This is a genomic window from Desulfotruncus arcticus DSM 17038, assembly GCF_900113335.1.
Classification (GTDB): Bacteria; Bacillota; Desulfotomaculia; order Desulfotomaculales; family Desulfallaceae; genus Desulfotruncus; species Desulfotruncus arcticus.
This window is the reverse complement of the sequence record NZ_FOOX01000024.1, coordinates 1-17,778: the sequence shown is the minus strand read 5'-3', so window position 1 is coordinate 17,778 and position 17,778 is coordinate 1. Positions and strand designations below refer to the sequence as shown.

Sequence of the window (17,778 nt, the reverse complement as noted above, 5' to 3'; positions counted from 1 at the left end):
ATATCTGCCGTTCTATTTTACATGGTCTTTGGTATACTTCTATATCAGGCTTGGTATCGAGTTTTCCTTCAAGAGGATTCCTAGTGGCGGAGATGTCGAGCTTGTCGTATATCCCGAGCTTCTGGCGCAAAATTGGATGCTAAATTCACAGATATCAATAGGCGAGGTTGAAAAAATTGCCGAATGCGAAGCTTTAAGGCTGGATATCTTTCCTTCGGAAGCATCAAAAGATAAATTGAGGTATCTGCTCAAGCTATCTTCTTTCTTTAACCCAGCCAGCACCTACCATGCCGCCGTATAATTGGAGAAGTACAGCAGGGGGTCAACCCTGGTGCCGCCGACATAAACCTCAAAGTGCAGATGCGGCCCCGTGGACAGTCCCGTGCTGCCCACCAAGCCGATGGTCTGGCCTTGCTTTACCGTCTGCCCGACACCGGCGCTCATTTGGCTCATGTGGGCGTAAAGTGTCATATTGCCGTTGCCGTGGTCGATGATGAGATAGTTTCCGTAGCCGCCCGCGTCGTAAGCAGCGGTTGTGACCACGCCGTCCGCGGCAGCCAGGATCGCCGTTCCGTATCCAGCACCGATGTCAATGCCGTTGTGGGTTTTGTAAATGCCCAGAACGGGGTGCAGCCTGGTGCCAAAAAAAGAAGTTACATAGTCGCTGGCGGCGCTGGGCCAGATATAAACGCCCTCCGCAACAACCTCCGTTCCATCCCCCAGGTGTCTCAAACCCGTGATCAGGGCTATAAAATACCGGTCGTATGCGCCGCACAAAAGTTCCTCCAGCACTTCCCATTGATCGTCGTTAAAGTCGTAGATTTCCGCCTGCTCCCACGCGGTGCGCTGGATGATGACGATATGCAGAATGCGCTCGTACCATGTTCCCCCTTCGCTGTCGGTATGCTTCACGGTTTCTATCCAATGATCGATTTCCGTCATATCCCAAAATACTTCCCGGATAAGGTCAGCACGGGCCTGATCAATCGTGAAAACATCCATGCCCTTGTCGGTCAGGGCCGTTTTGACGGCGAACGTGGCCAAAATGTCTATCCAGATATTGCCCCGGCTGCCTCCGGTGCCGACGTACTCAACATCCAGCGTGTCCCATGTATTATCGTTTTTGATGTCCTCTATCCGCTGGTTGTATTCCTCGTTTATTTCCTGTATCACGATGGAAACGGGCGTTGCCTCCGCATCTTTGTTCTCGTCGGAAAAAAGAAGGCCAAAGGGAGACTCTAACAGGGCGGCCACGGCGATAGCAATCAGAAGCAGGACCAGAACGGCCCAGCCTGCGCCCACCAGGGCGATCAGGCCCTTGATCAGTACGGCGGCGGCTTTGACGGTCAGTTTTGCCATCAGTACGGTAAATCTGGCGGCAGTTCTTGCCACTTGCGCCGTCCGCTGTGCCGCCTTTGCGGTGGCCTGGGCGGTTTTGGCGGCGGTTTTGGCCGCCGTCTGAGAGGTTTTTACACCGGCTTTTGCGGTTTGCCCGGCGGTCTTGACCGATTTCCGCGCCGTTTTAATGGTGCCCTTGGCAGTTTTCTTTACCGCTTTCCCGCCGGACCGGGCGGATTGCCGGGCGGTGCGTCCGGTGCCGCTGATACTGGTTTGGACGGTGCGCCATGTTGTTTTTTCGGTCGATTTCAACAGGGGACTTTGGACGGCCTGTGCGGTTTTGCTTTCCGCCGTCCGCATTTCTCTGTTTCGGGTAAACCGCGCCTTTGTCCGGCTCTGCACAAACCGCCTTTTTGCCAACTCGTTGGGCTTGAACAGGGTATATTTCCGCTCTCCCCTTCCCTTCAATTTGAATGGGGCGGCTTTTCGCCGGGCCGATTGCTTGGCCTGCCCGGGCGCGGGGTACTGTTCCAGGGCTTTCCCGGCCTTGGGCGAGACAGCTTGCTTTCCTTGAGGGGAAGCGGCGCTCCGGCGCGTTGGGGGACTGCCTGATTCAGAGATGGAAGAGGTCTTATCCGCCGCATGGCCGTCGGCAGCATTGGCGTGATGGCTGTCCGAAGGGTAATTGCGGCGCTCCTTAATTTTTTGAATCACCTTTTGGCCCTGACGCCCCATCGTGTGAACAGCCTCATTGCCGACCATTTCCGCACTGTCCTTTGCCTTATCCTCGGCATACGCCACATAGCTGTCGTGTTCCGGCCGCTGCGTCTGCTCGTCCCGCTCCTTGGTGCGAATAAAGGCGTTTTTTGCCCTGCGGGTCACATCGAGGCTTTTGTCCAGCGCCTTGATGTCCTTGACGGTGGCTTTGGTCTTAATGTCTTTCAACGCGCCCACCTCCTTTCGCTGTTTCACCAGTTGTTACCGCGCCTTTTCGGAAAACCGGGGCGCAGCGCGTTCCAAGCTCCGGCAATATTCGGGATAGCGCAGCAGGATGGCTTCAAAAAAATAGGGGGCAAAGCCGCAGTCGAACAGCTCGTAGGGCGCGGAACGGTTTTCTTTTCCTTCCTCCGTCCAGCCGTTCCACAGGTTGAAGGTCAAGCGGCACAGGCGGCGGGTTCCGCCCGTCTGCCACGGAGCCGCAAGGCCCTCCGGCCTGATGCCGCCTTCTTTGAAATCAAAGAGGGCATGGATATTGCGCCTCGTTTCCGGGCAGATGCCCATTGCGTAAAAAAACGCCTGGTGATAGACGTCATTATTGCGGGTTTTGGTCAGCATTTGATTATAAAAAGCCTTGTGTTCCCTGTCTGCAAACCGGATGGTTTCCATTGTGTTTTCCTCCTTCAAAGTAAATGAACGGCTGGCCATAATTTTTCGGCCAGCCGTTGGTGTTTGGCAGCTTAATTCAGCCCTGAGCCTGTTCGCCCGGCTTGGTGGTCATCAGGTTGTAGAGCTTGGTGCTGCGCGGGAATTGGTCGGTGAAGGGCACCAGGGAACTGCCCACCTTGATGAGGCCGTTGCCCGCGTCCACGTTGGTGATATAGTTTAATTGCAAATCGGAAATATTCAGGAGCTTGGCCAGCTCCCTTCTGTCTGTGGAAGCCTGGTTGAGCATAACGATGAATTCGCTGTTGGCCAGCATGGTGCGGGCCGTGTGCGATTGCAGCAGATCGTCTACGTTCTGGGTAATGCCGGTGCAAAAAGCGCCGTACTTCCTGACGCGCTTCCAGAGGGTGAACAGGAAGTTGGCGCTGTATTCATGCTGAAACAGCAAGTAGATTTCATCAATAATAATGAAGGTGTTTTTGCCCTTTGCCCGGTTCTGGGTGATGCGGTTCAGGATGCTGTCCAATACCACCAGCATCCCGATGGGCAGCAACTGCTTGCCCAAATCCAAAATGTCGTAGCAGATCAGGCGGCTGGTTACGTCCACGTTGGTGGGCATAGCAAAAGTGTTCAGGCTGCCGGAGGTAAAAAGCTCTATCGCCAAAGCGATTTCCTGGGCTTCCGGCTCCGCTTGCTTCAGTAACTCCGCATGGAAGTCTTGTAAGGTGGGCGGTTTCTCCTCGAAATTGCTTTGCAGGTACTTTCGGTAAACATTGGCCGTGCAGCGGTCAATCAGGGATTTCTGCTTGGCACCCAGGTTCTGGCCGCCGATAAGCTGCTCGCACAGGGACAGGACGAATTCGGATTTCAGGATGACCGGGTTTGCGCCGTCGCCGTAATCTTTGCTCATATCCATCGCGTTAATGTGGTTTTTGGAGGTGGCGGAGATATGGACGATCTCGCCGCCCAGCGCCTTAACCAGCGACGAATATTCGCGCTCCGGGTCGATGAGGATGATGTCGTCGTCGCCGGCCAGCATCTGGTTGACGATTTCCCGCTTGGCCGTGAAGGATTTGCCGGAGCCGGACACGCCTAAAATGAAGCTGTTGCCGTTTAAGAGCAGCTTGCGGTTGGCGATAATCATATTCTTGGAAATCACGTTCTGCCCGTAGTAACTGCCGCCGCTGTGGGCGATTTCCTGCGCCCGGAAAGGGATAAAGACCGCCGTGCTTTCGGTGGTCAGGGTCCGGATGGCGTGGATTTTGCGCAGGCCGTAGGGCAGCGCCGTGTTCAAACCGTCCATCTGCTGCCAGGTCAGGGGGGAGAACTGGCAGAGATGCTTTCTGGCCGCGGTCAGCAAAGCTTCCGTGTCGCCGTCAAGCTGCTCCTTGCTGTCCGCCACATGCACCATCGTCAAAACGGCAAACATCATGCGCTGGTCGCGGGTGGTCAGGTCGTCCAGAAACTCCTTGCTTTCCCTGCGCTGCTGCTCCAGGTCGTAGGGCACGACGGCGGAAAAGTTGTTGTTCTGGTTCTGACGCCGCTGCCAATTGGTGATGTTGGTTTCCACGCCAAGCAGTCGGTTTTCCACTTCCCGCACGGCCTCGTCCGTGGGGATGGGGATGATGTCCAGGGACAGCATCATGCCGCGGTTCAGGTCGCAAAGCTCGGCCACCATGCTGTCCTTGATGAAGCTGGCGTACTCCCGCAGGAAGATGACGCGCCCGAATCTGTTGCCCATGCGGAAATGGTCGCGCTCAAACTCCAGGGTGTCGGGGCAAATGTAGTCCTTGAAGTCGTGCCCCTTGCGCATGGTTTCGGACAGGTCGAAACGGAAAAACGTTTCCTCGCCGGAGCGGAAAAAGTCGTGCAGGATTCTCAGGCGGTCGGTGGCGTCCAGCTCCGCGCACTTGGACCCCAGGTGGGAAAAGTGGGTAATCAGGTCGGTGCCGATGCGGGAAAAGTAGTTCCGCGCTTCCTCGATATTCTTTTTCGCTACCGACACGGTGACGTATTTGTCCTGCACGATGCTGTTCGCGCCTGTGGCCTTATCCAGCAGCATCCGGTTGTATTCCCGGCGGTATTCGTCCAGCCCGTCCTCCCGGAGGGGAATTAAAATGGAGCTTTCAAAGTCCGTTTTATTCAGGCGGCGGTTGTTTATCGTGATCTTGGTGGTCGCCCCGCTGTCAAAGGAATTCAAAAGCTCCGAATAGGACAGAAACAAGGCTTCCTTATCCTCCTTGGAAGCCACTGCATAGTTGATGTCCGCAAAGCGAAAGGTCCTGGAAAACTTGTTCCCCACCTGAAAAATGCCATCCGGCCAGATGGCGCGGATGGGAATGGCCTGCTGCACGCCCTTGGGGACGGCAAACCTTTCCTTGTCCTGCTTCATGATTTTTTGCAGGGTTTTAATCATGGCGTTTCCGTGCCTCCTTTTCACGTTTTTCCAGGGCGGACTTCAGGGCTTCGTAATAGATGTTGGTCGGATGAAAGGTCAGGCGCTTGGGCAGGAGAAATTCCGACTTGATGTAGGCCCACAAAAACTGCTCCGCCGTCATGCCGTGGTATTGAATAAAGCCGAGGGCGGCGAAGGGTGCGGCCCCCAGAATGCACATCCAGCTTACGGTTTCCGTGCCGAAGAAGCTGCGCAGGCCGAAGTAGATGCCGATGGCCACAATGACGGCCAGGACAGAAAAAATGAACTGCCGCATGGACAGTCCAAAAAACAAGCTCTCGGTATAGTCCCGGATTTCCCGGTTGATCTTGACTTCCAAAATATCACCTCCAAAAAAAATAGCGCCTCTTTAACGAAGCGCCATCGGACTGTCGGTCTTATCGTTCCTGCCGGTTTTTCCTGTGCCGTTCACTCTCCTTGATTACCTTTACTATCAAAGCGTCAACCTTGCGGTTCTGCGCCATAAACGCCTCATCCTGGGTGAGGGGGATACCATTTTTCAAGGCTTCCTCCCCCAGTTTGTTGAGTTTCCTCCTTTCTTTTTCCAGTTTTTTATTGAGAGACACCTTTTTCATGGCCGAAATTTCCTTTGCCTGATTTTACGCTGGATAAAAATAGGGTGTTCTTCGTCAGCCATAATGCTGATCAATGTGCTTGTATCCCGTAAAACAACCAATTTCTGTCTCATTTTTATGTCATACTCCTTTCAATTTTACTGCGATTATCGACTTATTTTTTATTTTACTGCGATATTCGCATTAAAACTATCGTATCCTCACCTAAAATTGATGGGAAGAACAGTGAGGTGCGAAGGTTATGAAACCACGACAGAACCCGCCCGGCAACAAAAACATGATCGGAGCCAAGGTTGTTGCCCTTCGGAAGGCAAGGAATATAAAGCAGAAGGATTTTCTGGCGAAACTGCAAACCGTGGGCTTGGACATCAGCCCCACGAGTCTTTCCCGCCTTGAAGGACAATACCGTCTGGTTCAGGATTATGAGATTGTTGCGATTGCGAAAGCATTGGATATTTCTGTTGAAGAATTGTTAGGGAAAAAGCGGAATAATTAAAAGCGCAGGACAGGCCAAAATAATTCGTTCGCACCCTCCCATTTCCTTCTTTGATGCGCGATAATAAGCGTAAAAAAGGAGGGTTTATTCTTCTGTACGCATCCCCATCTTCCTCTTCCTGTTGATGCCCCTGCTAAACTTCACGTTCAAGATCGTGTCGATTTCCCGCTCTTATTTGTATATTTGCGCCGCGTGATATAATAGAAATATACGGACGATATGGAAAGAAGTGACCATTATGGCAGCCGTGGCCCTTATTTCTCTTTGCCTTACGGTGGGATTGCTCATTCTTTCTTTCATATTCAAAGCAGCAGGAAAGCTCCGGCTGACGATTCCCCTCCTTTGCTTCCTGCTTTTCAGCACCGTGCTGAACAAATGGGCGGTGGAACATGAGACTTTAGCGCATATCATCCTTTTCTCGTTGCTCGGCCTGACCGTGTTAAGCTGGATTGCGTCTCTGATAAAGGCGATACGGCGCAAACGGGACGAGAAATACTTTGAAGATGACGTCGCGTGGCAGATCCGGCGGGCCAGAGAGATGGGCGTACCGCTTGACAAAATTCAGTTTAACGCGCAGGGGGATTTGCTTGACCCAAGAACAGGGGAACCTGTTGTTTACGGGGATGGCGTTCCGTTCAAGGATATATGAGAAATTATGAGGATACCGGATTTTCATTGTCCGGTATCCTTTTTATAATCCCATCATCTCTCGCACCACCCGGTCGGCCATCTTCACCGCGCCGACCAGTATCAGCATGTTGAAAATCAGCTCCCCGATATAGCTCCACACCATCGTCACGGCGCTGGCGCTGGCGTCCACCACCGGCGGGGCGGCCGCGAAGACGGAAAAGATGACGCAGGCCAGGACGATGATCGCCCCCTCCAGGCAGACGGCGGCATAGCCTTTGAGGAAAGCTATGCCGATGCTCTGGCTGGGCTCTCCGGCAAAGGAGGCCAGAGGCACGGGGGCGATGGCGGTATAGAGAAACAATTTGAAAAAACGACCGTACACCGACAGGATCATGATGAAGGACAACACCGTGATGAACAGGCTGCCGATGATCGTCACCGCCCACAGGGGGATGCTCATCAAAAAGCCGCACTCCTCGACGGCCTGCACGATGGCCTGCGGCAAAACGGCTTGGCTGGTGGTGCCGAAGCCCGTGCTGCTCATAATGGTAAAGATGATCCCCTGGGCAATGGTAAATAGCGCCATCATCAGCTCCAGCCCGTAGGTCACAACGCCTTTGGCCAAAGCGAAGCGGATGAACAGCTTCAGGGCGTGTTCCGGCTTTTTCACCTCCGCAAAGCTGCCGCAGGTTTTGACCACACCGATAACAAAAAACAATACCAGCAGGGCCAGGCCGATGGCCTGCAGCGCGCCGTGGATATCGGCAATGACGTGCCAGATGCCGCCGCCTCGAAATTCCGTGGGGGACTGGGTGACAAGCTGCCAGATTTCCACCAGCTTTTCGTTCCAGGTTCCCAAGGCGCTGTTCAGGTTCTCAACCACCCAATTGCCGCTTTCCAAATAAACTCACCTCGTTTCCAAAGCAAAGCCCGCGCCTGAAGCGCGGGCTTTGCTCCTGTGATCGTCACCGGCATGGTTCGTCCTTGCCGGGCTTTTTGTCCTTGATGACGCCATACTTGTCATCCACATAGAAATGATTGACAAAGGGGTTGTAGATGGCATGGCACTTGACCCCGTTATACTCGGCAATATAATCGTTGTCGCCCAGCCGCCCCAGGATGGTGGCTTCCCGCAGTTCGCCGTCCAGGGAATGAATGTGCATTTTCTCAGTGATGGGGAATTTGTTGAACATGGCCATCAACCTCCTGTGATGAGATTAAGGATTTCCTTGGCAAAGGTGATGATGACGCCGCCCGCCAGGGTCAAAAAGCCGTTGGCCCGCTGGCTCGGGTCGTGGGATTTCAGCGACAGGCCGATCTGCACGATGCCGAAGCCCAGCAGGATCAGGCCGATGGCGCGGATCAGCCCGAAGATAAATTCGGACAGGTTGTTGACCACCTGAAGGGGGTCATTGGCCGCATACGCGGGAACGGCGAAAAGGGGCAGCAGCAGCGCCAGCGCGCAGCAAACCATAAAAACCCTTTTGGTTTTTCCAGACATTTTCATCAGTATCATTCCTCCTGTTTTTATGATGGGGACAGACTTTCGAGTTCTTCCTCGGAAAGCAGCTCGTAATCGCCGTCTTCCTTTAAGGCCACGGCTTTCCAGTCCAGGGCGTGTTCCGTGGTGCCGTGCCGGTAAAGTTGGCCGCCGCCGTCAACCGTCAGCTTTAAATTCGGGTGTTTGAGAATATCGTACTTGTCGTCCATGACGGCGCGTTCGCCCCGGATGAACAGCAGGGCGTAGCGGTTGTCCAGCATCCGCACCTCGTCGGGGGTGAGAAGCTCCCGGCCCGACAACTGAAAATTGGTGGAATAGCTGCCCTGAGCTCCCTTGCTCTGTCCATAGGTGTTCAGGTCGATGGTTTCCTTCCCTAAAAGCTCGGACACATACTTGTGGGTGCTTTGCTCGTTGCCGCCCAGATACAAAAATTCATCGCAGTTGCCGACGATGGATTCCCAGGTGTCTTTAAACAATGCTTTGAGCTGGGCCAGGTTTTGCAAGATGATAGAAACGGATATTTCCCGGCTGCGCATGGTGGAAAGGAGCTTGTCAAACTCATCCGGCAGGGCGACGTTGCTGAATTCGTCCATTACGAAATGGACGTGCAAGGGCAGCCTGCCGCCGTAAACATGGTCGGCCAGATAGTAAAGCTGCTGGAAAAGCTGGGTGTAGAGCATCCCCACGATGAAATTGAAGCTGCTGTCGTTGTCAGGGATTACCGCGAACAGAGCCGTCTTTTTCTCCCCGATGGCGGGCAGCGCCATTTCATCCACCGTAGTGATTCCGGCGATAGTGGACAGGTTGAACTTTTCCAGCCTGACGCCCAGGCTGATTAAAATGGACTTGGCCGTCTTTCCCGCTGCCAGCTTGAAGATGTTGTACTGCTTGACCGCCAAATGCTCCGGCTCCCGCATGGCCAGCCGCTCAAACAGCTCGTCCAGGGGGCTTTGGTAGGTTTCGTCCTCTTCCCGAACCTCGGCGGCGACGATCATCTCCATGACCATCGGGAAGTTTCGCTCATCCTCCGGCGCTTCGTAGAGCAGGTAGAGGATAAGCGCCTCCAAGAGCGCGGTTTCGGAGCGTTCCCAAAAGGGGTCGTTGGTGTTGGAGCCCTTGGGCGTGGTGTTGCGGATCAGATTGGTGACGAGTTTGAGCACGTCCTTGTCGTCCTGCAAATAAATAAAGGGATTGTAGCAGTGGGAGAGGTGCATGTTGATCAAATCCAGCACCTTGATGTCATAGCCCCTTGCTTTGAGCAGGTTTCCGGTATCCCGCAGGATTTCTCCCTTGGGATCGAGGATCACAAAGGAGGTGTTGGCTTGCATGACGTTGGGTTTCGCGTAAAACCGGGTTTTGCCGGAACCGGAGCCGCCCACCACCAGGACATTGAGGTTGCGCCGGTGCTTCCTGCCGTCCAGCCCGATGCGGACGTTCCGGGTCAGGATTTTGTTCTTCTGCGGGTTCTTGTCCCGGTATTTCTTATCGACACCCGCCGCCCCGCCCCAGCGGGCACTGCCGTGTTCCTCCCTGGGCCGGTAATTGCGCTTGGTGGACAGGTATATCCCGATGCTCATCCCGTAGGCGGCGATAAAGAGCAAAACACACTTGGGCGAATTGTCCACCCATTGGATATGAAACGGATCGTTCATCGCCGCCGTGAGGTTTTCCAGGATTTCGGGCAGCCCGCCGGAAAGGGATGGGGCGACCAGCAAGGCCGCCCACACCACCGGAATTAAAAAAACCGCCCAGAGGATGAGATTGCTCCTGGCGGTTTCAGCGCGCTTCATCGTGGTTCCTGCGCTTCTGCTTTTTGGTTGGGGCGTCGATGGTTTTCAAAAGTAGCTCGTCCACGGCGTCGGTGGGCCGTTCCTCCTTAATCAGGTCGTTTCGCAGTTCATTGAGGGCGTTCACCACCACGCCGTATTCGTAGTCGTCCAGGGTCAGCACCCTTTCTTCTTCCTTCAAGGGCTATTCCTCCTTAACGTTCCGTCTCCTGCCGCTTTTGCTGCCGCTGCTGGTTGAGCATCCGGTTCATGCGGCCGGAAATTTCGTTGGCAGCCTCGCGTATAACGGACAATTCGGCGCGGATCTCCTGCGGCTCCAAAGTCTCCAGCATTTGGGGAGTGCCCTCGAAGTGATAAAAGCCGCCCGTTTCCACGCCGTACTGCTTGCAGAGCATATACGACACGCAATAGGCGCGGAAGCCCTGCTCGGAACGGTTGTAGCTTCCGTCGCCCTTGTCCATTTCCGCCTGGGCCAGTTCCTGGGCGAGAGCGCGGAAAATATGATTGGCGTCCAGGCCGCACCGGATTTGGATTTCCCGCGTGTCCGGCTGGTACAGGGCGTTCACGCCGCTTGGCAGCGCGTCGCTGATACGGACGGGCACGGGAGCGTGAGCCAGCAGCGCCTTGATCCGGGTACGCTCATCCGGATAGACGGGGGTTTCCCGTTTGCGGCTGTTTCCGGTTTGGGAAATGTCGAACATCTTTTTGGGGTTGTAGCTGATGCCGGTGGAACCGTCCTGGCGCTGGTATTCCTCGCCCGGCTCGATGATGTAAAAGCCGGATTCCTTCTTGCGGATGTACGCGCCCTGTTCCTTCCAGGTGTTGAAGTCCGCTATGCGGGTGGCCTCCGGTTTCTGCGTCAGGATTAGCAGGGCGTTGGAAACGCTGTAGCGGTCAAAACGGCTCTGCACGTCCAGATATTTCTGAAAGGTGTCTCCGTCACGCGCCACGGCTGTCGCCGTTTCGTCGATCATGGCGTACACCGTTTCCCGCTGCTCCTGCTTTTTTTGCGCCCAGGCCTCCTTGTCGAAGGGCTGGTCGCTTATGGGCGGGGATTGGCCTTGCTCCTGCCGGAAAAGATCGTCAAAATTACCCATCTGGATTTACCTCTCTTTCGGTTTTGATTTGGCTTTGGATTTATGTCGGCCTGATTTGGCGGGCGGCATGGCGGATTTGGCCTGTTCCTTGGTCGCCTCCCGCTTGGGTTTCGTCTGCTCCCGGTGGGCCTCCCGGATTTCCTTCAGTTCCTGCCGGACGGATTTCCGCTCCGGCTCACTCGTACCCCCGGCGGCCTTCCCGCTGCGCTCGTAAGTAGGCTCGGACGGAGGGGATTTCTCCGCCTTCGCCGCCGTAGGGTCCGTGGTGGAGTTTGGGTTGTCGGTCCGCTCCTGGTCCGGCTCCGGCTGGTCGGGCTTGGCCAGGAGTTCGTCCAGAAAATCGTCTGCGCTTTTTTCGGCGGGTGTTTCCTTTTCGGAGGGCGCTTTTTCCTCCTGCTGGGCGGTCCGGGATTTTTCGATTTCGCTCTTGATGCTGGCGGTGTCCACGGTGGCCAGCTTGAAGCGTTCCACGATGCGGTTGATCTTGGCCGCGTCCTCGGCCCGCACCATGATGTCGCACATGCCGTCCGTGTCCTTTTTGTCACGGAGGGCGCAATAAAGGACGCCGTAGCGTTTGGCCTCCCGGGTGAATTTCTGCAAGTCCTCGTTCCTGAACGCAAAGACTTTCAGCTCCTTGCCGCTGCGCAACAGCCCCTCCAGCCGGATTTTCCCTCTGGTTTTCTTTTGGTCTGTGAGAACGGCATACAAATAGGTGGCCAGGTTTTTGGCCCCCTCGCCGGAGATTCTGGCCATTACCTCGATCCCCTTAAGACTCAGGCTGATGGCTTGGTCCACGGCGTCGGCTCCGCTGCTCATAGGCTTTTGCCTCCTTTCGCCGCTGGATTTCTTCCTGCTTGATCCGGGACAGCTTTTCCCGCATTTCCCCGGAACGGGACAGGATGCCCGTGCAGAGCTTCACCTCCTTGCGAAGCTGGCTGATTTGCCTGGTCAGTCCGGCGATTTGCTCCTTATAGGCTGTCGCCTGCTCTTCGTCCCGGCACCGGCGGATGCGGTTGTAAAGAGACTTGCGTTGGGCCGACAGGGCGCTCATTTCCCGCTCCACGGTTGACCGGTAGGCGAAAAGCTGCTCGCTGCTGGAAATATGGTTTTTGCAGAGCAGCTTGGTCTGCGCGGTGAGTTCATTCAAATAGCGGAGGTCCTCGCGCAATAAAAAATGCGTCCTTTGGTTGGACGCGCGGGGCTTGGGCAGGATGCCCATTTTATAGAGGTAGTGGAAGTACAACGCTTGCAGGCCGGTAAGCTTTTTCGCTGTTTTAAGGGACCCTTTGAAATTACAGCGTTTTCGCTTCAGCTCTGGCAAGGGAGGTGGCCGCTGGGGTGTGCGGTTTTGCAGGATGCGGCACTTGATGGCTTCCTCGGTGTAATAATCTTCGCCCAGGGTTTTCAGCCGGACAAAGCGTTCCTTGCCTAAAGGACGCACGGCCAGGTGTTTCACGCCGGTTTTGACTTCATAGCCTTGTTTGCGCAGGACGGCGATAAATTGCGTGAAGGTCATGGCGGCGGCAATGGCCTTGTCTACGTCCTCCCGGATCAGGCCTCGCCAGGTGGGTTTGCCTTCCTGTTCCGCCCTCCATTCTGCGTAGTGCTTGGACTTGCCGCGCTTCGGGTTTTCAATGACGGACAGGGCATGTTCTCGGCACAGCCGGTCAGAGGTCTTGCGCATGAGAGCGTAGCTGGCGTTGTTGTCGTAATACCGCTTGCCGTCCTTAAAGGACACGGAATTCAGGACAAAATGGTTATGAAGATGCTGCTTGTCCAGGTGGGTGGATACCACCACCTCAAAGCGGTCGCCCCAAAGCTCTTTGGCCAGCTTCACACCGATGGCATGGGCGGTTTCGGGGGTGGCCTCTCCCGGCGCAAAGGCTTGGTAACCGTGAAAGGCCAGGATGCCGTCCTGCTTTTGATATTGCCGCTTTGTGCGGCCCACTTGCTCGCAGGCGGTGGCCGGGTCGCAGTTGATGCCGGTCACATAGAACTGCTTTTCGGTTTTGACATCCTGCTGGGTATAATCCAGCACCTTGCGCAAGCCCTGAAAGTCTGGATTGGTAAAATCAGGGTTTTCGGTTTTTTCGGGATTGGCGGCGTAGTCAAGCACCCGGTCAAGGCGGTCGGTCACGTCCCATATCGCTGTGGTCGCCATCGTCCCTTCTCCTTTCCGGCGCTGTGACCGCCTCTATAATATCCTGTACCGCCTTTCTGAGCCGGTTGGCTTCATATTGAAATACCGTCTTGTCAATATGCCCGGTGGCATTGGCCTTGGCCGCAATCTGATTCAGGTTGCCGCCGATGGCGTGCAGCTCCCGCGTCATGGAAAAATAGTCGGGAGGGGGCAGTTCCTTGGGCTCATAGCCGTTGATGAGGGAACGGATAAATGCTTCCTGTGAAAGCCCCGATTTCTTTACCTGCTTGGCAAGATTCTGTTGTTCTCTGGCGTTCAGACGTACAATGATTTGGATATTTCGTTTTCTCATCGTTCCGGCTCCTTTCGCGCAGGATGGATGTCCTTGCACCGGATGAAAGCGCGAAATTCCTTCCGCCACTTTTGTTGCAGTTCGTTCATTCATAGCACCGCTTTTCTTGATTAATAGGAGTGCAGCATGAAGGGGGTATTAGGGGCGACAGCCCCTAACAAGCGAATTTGGCTAGCCAAATTCAGTGCTTGCTGCAACACAAGACTGCTGTCTTGTGTTGAAATGCGGTTGCGATTAACTTCAGATATCACCAGCCGAAAAGAGAGAGTAGGAAAATATCGCACCTACCTGCGGCTGTGATTTTGCACCCTTACGGCCATTCCCTTTTCTCGAGTGCTAAACTAGCTAAGTGTTCAATATAGTGCATTCCTCGTTCCCCCGTTTTTGTACGGACCGGTACCATCACTTCGGCTTTTCCTGCTTCGTTTTAATCTCTTGGTCATGAAGATTTACACCTGACAAATTTTCATAAGGACAGTCCTTTCTCAATTTTGGGCAAAAGAAAAAAAGCACTGATTTCAGCACCTTTAACAACAAATAAAAACTGATTAAATTATGTAATGTGTGTAAATAGACATTTAATACTCACATTACCATAGGATTAATGTATGTGAATCAATTTAGATGTATAGCATATGTCCTTTTTATTTGCATATTTATTTTACGTTATCTCAGAACTCATACTGTCGTTCAAATTATATGCGAAGAGCATGCACTAATTCTAAAAAGTCTGGAATAATGTCATCATCTATTTCGATAGTCTGGAAATAATGTATGAGTAATTTACTTGACAATGTTTCTTCATTATCGTCATCTCTGTCGAACAGTTGTCCCCCAATTTCATACTCTAATTGTGATACAAATTCTGCTATGTTTGACTTATTCATTAAAAACTGTACGCTATAGCACGCTTCTGCAGCAAAAACATCAAAGTCAACATCGTTTAATTCAGGACGCTGAGGTTTTTTCTGTGAGTTGAAACGATTTTTCATATCCTGGTAGAATTGAGAACCCACATCCCTAATGTCAGTTCTTTTTTTATCACAAAAGTCTTGAATGAATTGAGAAAGATCAAAATCCGGATTTGGAATTACCCCTTCAATTGGATGTGTTGCTGCATACGGTAATAACTTTTCTAAATAGCATTTTAATAATTCCAGGTTAGAAAAGAGGACAGATTCAATGCAGTATCCATTATGTGTATGTATTATACAACCATTTCCAAGACGTCTTTTTACGTCTGTGTTAATATAGTTATCGTTTGCGCCTGTAGTAGAAAAATCTTTATCAAATATTGCATTAAACCGACAACCTGCCACTGCTTGAGATAAAAGTTGCTTCCCTGCCATAATCTTGATATTGAGATTATCTTTTCCCCGGATAAACCAAAAAGACAGCTTATCCATCTCAATTTTCTCTGCTGAACCAATGCGTTTTAATGTATTACATAACATTCTAGCGTATGAAATATCATCTTCACCTTCGACGAAAAATACGGTTTTGTATTTTTGTAACCTTGTTAACCCGGTAATAATTCCCCCAAGTGCCATATGCAGAACATCTACATTATCTACTTCTAATGGCTCAACCGTTCCCTGACCTTTGTTGGTACTATTAACGAAGAGAATATGCTCGGGAGCCACATCAGCAACAAAATTGTCATTATGTGAAATAATAAAGGTTTGTGTTTCATTAATGTTTTTTAAACAACAGAGTAATCTGCTTTGAATCCGTGGGCTAATATGTGAATCCGGCTCATCTATTAGCAATATATTTAACGAATTATTCATCACTTCAATGGTAGAGAATATTTCAGCGGTTTGTAAAAATCCACTTCCCTGTAAATATACGTCAAGTTTACTTCCGTCCTTATCAACTAATAACTTTATATATTCACTCTTGTCACGTTCGCTTCGCTTAGGCGGTATAAAACAAAAGGACACATCTAAAACCTCTTGCATCCATTCTTCAAGCTGAGAACCTTTTTCTAAGCTCTGAAGTATTTTGTTGCGGAGCACCTCGTCGGATTTTCCCTTTTGAATTTTCTTAGTAACTTGTCCTTTGAACATATAAGGTTCTTTACTTAAAACATTTGATACTGGAGAAGTTTGATGAATAAAAATAAATTCTCTGAGTTTAATATTTAATTGACTAAGGCGTTCTAATAGTCGATCAAACTCATTTTCATTGCCGCGAATTATGCGAACATATGCGTTTTTAATATTAGGCTTCGTCAGTGTAAAATCAAGAGTATAGTATTGAGGTATACCATTTATCTCTTCAGCAAAAGTGACTTTTAAATTGCATGAGGTTTTATCTGAGTAAAAAATATCTTCATCACTCGAAAGTCGAATAAAATGAAGATCTTCAAAATTAACATACAGTGTTGTTGTTTTGCTATAAAACTTATCACCCTTTGCTGAAATTGAGAGATCATAGCATTTTTTCCAAAGTTGCAACGCTTCAAATATCGTTGATTTTCCAATATTATTTTCGCCAATAATAACATTAAAACTTTTGTCAAATTTTAACATTAAATTTTCGTAAGATTTGAATGACTCTAATTTTAGTTCGGAAATGTACACAGTATCTACCTCAATTTTATATACTACTTCTCTAGTCCCAGACTATTTCTATCTGCCACCTATCTTCCCTAAATAACCTTAAAATACATTCCTTTGTTTTGATGTGAAAAACTCTATCATTGGAGCCTCTTAAAAAACCGTGTCGGAAACATCCCTAATCCACCCATTCCACTGGAACAAGCTTTTCATTATTACCACGCCATCTTTTAACAAGATGAATATTTTCAATTTCACCCCATACATCCTCGTCGGCATGTTCCATCACTAAAATTTGCACTTTTGCTTTTGTATTCATAATATATTTCGAGAGCGTAGTAAATATCTTTTGTACTGCCTCTTTATCTTCATCTTTCAAGTTTGCTTGATCATCTATGCTATCTTCTTCGTTTCGGCGAGCCAGTTTCTGTGGGAAATAGACCTGACTAGGCTGATCAAACACCAAAAAACTAGGTATTGATATCTCTCCACGCTCTTGGAAGAATTTTTGAAACGCTAGGCTAAGAGCAATATGATAAGCTAACCAATTAGAGGCACTTCCTATCTCCCATAAGTAGTCGCTACGTCCAGAGGCATTCTTGACACATATTGTCAAGTCTTTAATTATGAATTCTATAGGATCATCCGGTCGTTCAGCATCTAGCCCAGATACAATTTTGTTGGCCTCGCTTTCAATATATCGTAAAGCGGCTTTAATCTTCTTTTGGATTTCATTTTCATTTACTATCTTTCGGAGTTCAGATAAACGAGTATCTATTTCTTGGATTTTTTGCTCTAACTCGCTATCAGAACCTATTCTATCGTAAGTTTGGATGGCTATTTCCATTCTGCCAAGAAAACGCGCTACATTGTTTAAGGTATATTTCCTATCCGCGTTGTCCTGATATTTTCCGCTCTCCTCATTTATCCGGCGCCGTATTGCCGACATCTTCTCAGAGAGATATTGAATCTCCTCATCTACTATCTGTAATTCTCGCTCAAATGCCGCTGGGACAACTTTCATATCACCAGCGGTTTTTTCAATCTCCGCGATTGCGTCGCAGAGATCATTTAAAACTGATATGGAATCACTATGTACATTACCGCAGATGGGACATGTGCTTTCATCTGTTGTCGCTATTGCTCGAAGCCATGTTGATATATCCTGACCCGTACCCCTTTTGATGGACAGTAAGAACACGTAGTATACTAGAAATTGAAAGGGGCAAAAAATATGGCAAGGCAATACAGTACAGAATTTAAAATGGAAGCTATAAAACGAGTAGAAGCTTCCGAAGGATCAGTGGCTTCTGTTGCAAGGGAATTAGGTATAAAAATCAACACGCTACATGGTTGGTTAAAAAGATATCGTGAAAAGCCTGAAGGGCCATTCCCTGGTAGTGGTAAGTTAAGCCCAGATGATGAATTGATAAGAAAACTTGAGCGCCAGGTCCGGGATCTTC

At 51.0% G+C, this 17,778-nt stretch carries 20 protein-coding genes; 4 read left to right on the top strand and 16 right to left on the bottom strand.

The window, feature by feature from the left end; all coding sequences use genetic code 11:
* The first annotated feature begins 28 nt into the window (after positions 1-28).
* The gene (locus tag BM056_RS25925; RefSeq protein ID WP_131820828.1) at positions 29-301 is read left to right on the top strand and encodes a hypothetical protein; all 273 of its coding nucleotides are present in this window, start codon (positions 29-31) and stop codon (positions 299-301) included.
* On the opposite strand, the gene BM056_RS23170 is transcribed toward BM056_RS25925, so the two are convergent.
* From BM056_RS23170 to BM056_RS23150, 5 genes are all read right to left on the bottom strand, one after another.
* Complete coding sequence (locus BM056_RS23170) at positions 283-2,283, bottom strand: peptidoglycan DD-metalloendopeptidase family protein (protein ID WP_092475118.1); 2,001 nt, start codon at positions 2,281-2,283, stop codon at positions 283-285. The genes BM056_RS25925 and BM056_RS23170 overlap by 19 nt on opposite strands.
* Positions 2,284-2,316: 33 nt before the next feature.
* Complete coding sequence (locus tag BM056_RS23165) at positions 2,317-2,724, bottom strand: DUF6075 family protein (RefSeq protein ID WP_092475115.1); 408 nt, start codon at positions 2,722-2,724, stop codon at positions 2,317-2,319.
* Positions 2,725-2,800: 76 nt separating this feature from the next.
* Positions 2,801-5,137, bottom strand: a complete 2,337-nt coding sequence (locus tag BM056_RS23160) for a VirB4-like conjugal transfer ATPase, CD1110 family (RefSeq protein ID WP_092475112.1) — start codon at positions 5,135-5,137, stop codon at positions 2,801-2,803.
* Complete coding sequence (locus BM056_RS23155; protein WP_092475109.1) at positions 5,130-5,495, bottom strand: PrgI family protein; 366 nt, start codon at positions 5,493-5,495, stop codon at positions 5,130-5,132. Before BM056_RS23155 ends, BM056_RS23160 begins: the two co-directional genes overlap by 8 nt.
* 58 nt (positions 5,496-5,553) lie before the next feature.
* The gene (locus BM056_RS23150; RefSeq protein ID WP_092475106.1) at positions 5,554-5,751 is read right to left on the bottom strand and encodes a hypothetical protein; all 198 of its coding nucleotides are present in this window, start codon (positions 5,749-5,751) and stop codon (positions 5,554-5,556) included.
* A gap of 241 nt (positions 5,752-5,992) precedes the next feature.
* Between BM056_RS23150 and BM056_RS23145 the strand changes: the two genes are divergently transcribed.
* Both BM056_RS23145 and BM056_RS23140 read left to right on the top strand, forming a co-directional pair.
* Positions 5,993-6,247: a helix-turn-helix domain-containing protein gene (locus BM056_RS23145; protein WP_092475104.1), complete on the top strand. Its 255-nt coding sequence runs from the start codon at positions 5,993-5,995 to the stop codon at positions 6,245-6,247.
* Positions 6,248-6,476: 229 nt separating this feature from the next.
* Positions 6,477-6,896: a hypothetical protein gene (locus tag BM056_RS23140; RefSeq protein ID WP_174550001.1), complete on the top strand. Its 420-nt coding sequence runs from the start codon at positions 6,477-6,479 to the stop codon at positions 6,894-6,896.
* A gap of 42 nt (positions 6,897-6,938) precedes the next feature.
* On the opposite strand, the gene BM056_RS23135 is transcribed toward BM056_RS23140, so the two are convergent.
* The 11 genes from BM056_RS23135 to BM056_RS23085 form a co-directional block, all read right to left on the bottom strand.
* Entirely contained in the window at positions 6,939-7,778 is an 840-nt protein-coding gene (locus BM056_RS23135) for a VirB6/TrbL-like conjugal transfer protein, CD1112 family (protein WP_092475101.1), read from the bottom strand.
* Positions 7,779-7,842: 64 nt separating this feature from the next.
* Positions 7,843-8,070: a hypothetical protein gene (locus BM056_RS23130; protein ID WP_092475098.1), complete on the bottom strand. Its 228-nt coding sequence runs from the start codon at positions 8,068-8,070 to the stop codon at positions 7,843-7,845.
* A gap of 5 nt (positions 8,071-8,075) precedes the next feature.
* A complete protein-coding gene (locus BM056_RS23125; protein WP_238456631.1) occupies positions 8,076-8,351 on the bottom strand; it encodes a glutamyl-tRNA amidotransferase in 276 nt (91 codons plus the stop codon).
* A gap of 53 nt (positions 8,352-8,404) precedes the next feature.
* Positions 8,405-10,168: a VirD4-like conjugal transfer protein, CD1115 family gene (locus tag BM056_RS23120; RefSeq protein WP_092475094.1), complete on the bottom strand. Its 1,764-nt coding sequence runs from the start codon at positions 10,166-10,168 to the stop codon at positions 8,405-8,407.
* On the bottom strand, positions 10,155-10,346 hold the full coding sequence (locus BM056_RS23115; RefSeq protein WP_092475092.1) for a hypothetical protein: 192 nt from the start codon (positions 10,344-10,346) through the stop codon (positions 10,155-10,157). The genes BM056_RS23120 and BM056_RS23115 overlap by 14 nt, the downstream gene beginning before the upstream one ends.
* 13 nt (positions 10,347-10,359) lie before the next feature.
* Positions 10,360-11,262, bottom strand: a complete 903-nt coding sequence (locus BM056_RS23110; protein ID WP_092475090.1) for an ArdC-like ssDNA-binding domain-containing protein — start codon at positions 11,260-11,262, stop codon at positions 10,360-10,362.
* 6 nt (positions 11,263-11,268) lie between these two features.
* Entirely contained in the window at positions 11,269-12,078 is an 810-nt protein-coding gene (locus tag BM056_RS23105; RefSeq protein WP_092475088.1) for a PcfB family protein, read from the bottom strand.
* Positions 12,029-13,423 (bottom strand): relaxase/mobilization nuclease domain-containing protein, encoded by a 1,395-nt coding sequence (locus BM056_RS23100; protein ID WP_092475086.1) that lies wholly within the window; start codon positions 13,421-13,423, stop codon positions 12,029-12,031. The genes BM056_RS23105 and BM056_RS23100 overlap by 50 nt, the downstream gene beginning before the upstream one ends.
* The gene (locus BM056_RS23095; RefSeq protein ID WP_092475085.1) at positions 13,383-13,754 is read right to left on the bottom strand and encodes a plasmid mobilization protein; all 372 of its coding nucleotides are present in this window, start codon (positions 13,752-13,754) and stop codon (positions 13,383-13,385) included. The genes BM056_RS23100 and BM056_RS23095 overlap by 41 nt, the downstream gene beginning before the upstream one ends.
* A 695-nt stretch (positions 13,755-14,449) precedes the next feature.
* Positions 14,450-16,339: an ATP-dependent nuclease gene (locus BM056_RS23090; RefSeq protein WP_165613682.1), complete on the bottom strand. Its 1,890-nt coding sequence runs from the start codon at positions 16,337-16,339 to the stop codon at positions 14,450-14,452.
* 154 nt (positions 16,340-16,493) lie between these two features.
* Complete coding sequence (locus BM056_RS23085; protein WP_092475081.1) at positions 16,494-17,339, bottom strand: DUF3732 domain-containing protein; 846 nt, start codon at positions 17,337-17,339, stop codon at positions 16,494-16,496.
* A 210-nt stretch (positions 17,340-17,549) separates the two neighbouring features.
* On the opposite strand from BM056_RS23085, the gene BM056_RS23080 reads away from it, so the two are divergent.
* Positions 17,550-17,778 (top strand): transposase (locus tag BM056_RS23080; protein ID WP_131820827.1); only part of this gene is annotated, 229 nt, incomplete at its 3' end.

Excerpts from the sequence above, each read along its gene's own strand:
- BM056_RS23165 (WP_092475115.1), bottom strand. The coding sequence starts at position 2,724 with ATGGAAACCATCCGGTTTGCAGACAGGGAACACAAGGCTTTTTATAAT.
- BM056_RS23160 (WP_092475112.1), bottom strand. The coding sequence starts at position 5,137 with ATGATTAAAACCCTGCAAAAAATCATGAAGCAGGACAAGGAAAGGTTT.
- BM056_RS23150 (WP_092475106.1), bottom strand. The coding sequence starts at position 5,751 with ATGAAAAAGGTGTCTCTCAATAAAAAACTGGAAAAAGAAAGGAGGAAA.
- BM056_RS23145 (WP_092475104.1), top strand. The coding sequence starts at position 5,993 with ATGAAACCACGACAGAACCCGCCCGGCAACAAAAACATGATCGGAGCC.
- BM056_RS23130 (WP_092475098.1), bottom strand. The coding sequence starts at position 8,070 with ATGTTCAACAAATTCCCCATCACTGAGAAAATGCACATTCATTCCCTG.
- BM056_RS23125 (WP_238456631.1), bottom strand. The coding sequence starts at position 8,351 with ATGGTTTGCTGCGCGCTGGCGCTGCTGCTGCCCCTTTTCGCCGTTCCC.
- BM056_RS23120 (WP_092475094.1), bottom strand. The coding sequence starts at position 10,168 with ATGAAGCGCGCTGAAACCGCCAGGAGCAATCTCATCCTCTGGGCGGTT.
- BM056_RS23110 (WP_092475090.1), bottom strand. The coding sequence starts at position 11,262 with ATGGGTAATTTTGACGATCTTTTCCGGCAGGAGCAAGGCCAATCCCCG.
- BM056_RS23105 (WP_092475088.1), bottom strand. The coding sequence starts at position 12,078 with ATGAGCAGCGGAGCCGACGCCGTGGACCAAGCCATCAGCCTGAGTCTT.
- BM056_RS23100 (WP_092475086.1), bottom strand. The coding sequence starts at position 13,423 with ATGGCGACCACAGCGATATGGGACGTGACCGACCGCCTTGACCGGGTG.
- BM056_RS23095 (WP_092475085.1), bottom strand. The coding sequence starts at position 13,754 with ATGAGAAAACGAAATATCCAAATCATTGTACGTCTGAACGCCAGAGAA.
- BM056_RS23085 (WP_092475081.1), bottom strand. The coding sequence starts at position 17,339 with ATGAAAGTTGTCCCAGCGGCATTTGAGCGAGAATTACAGATAGTAGAT.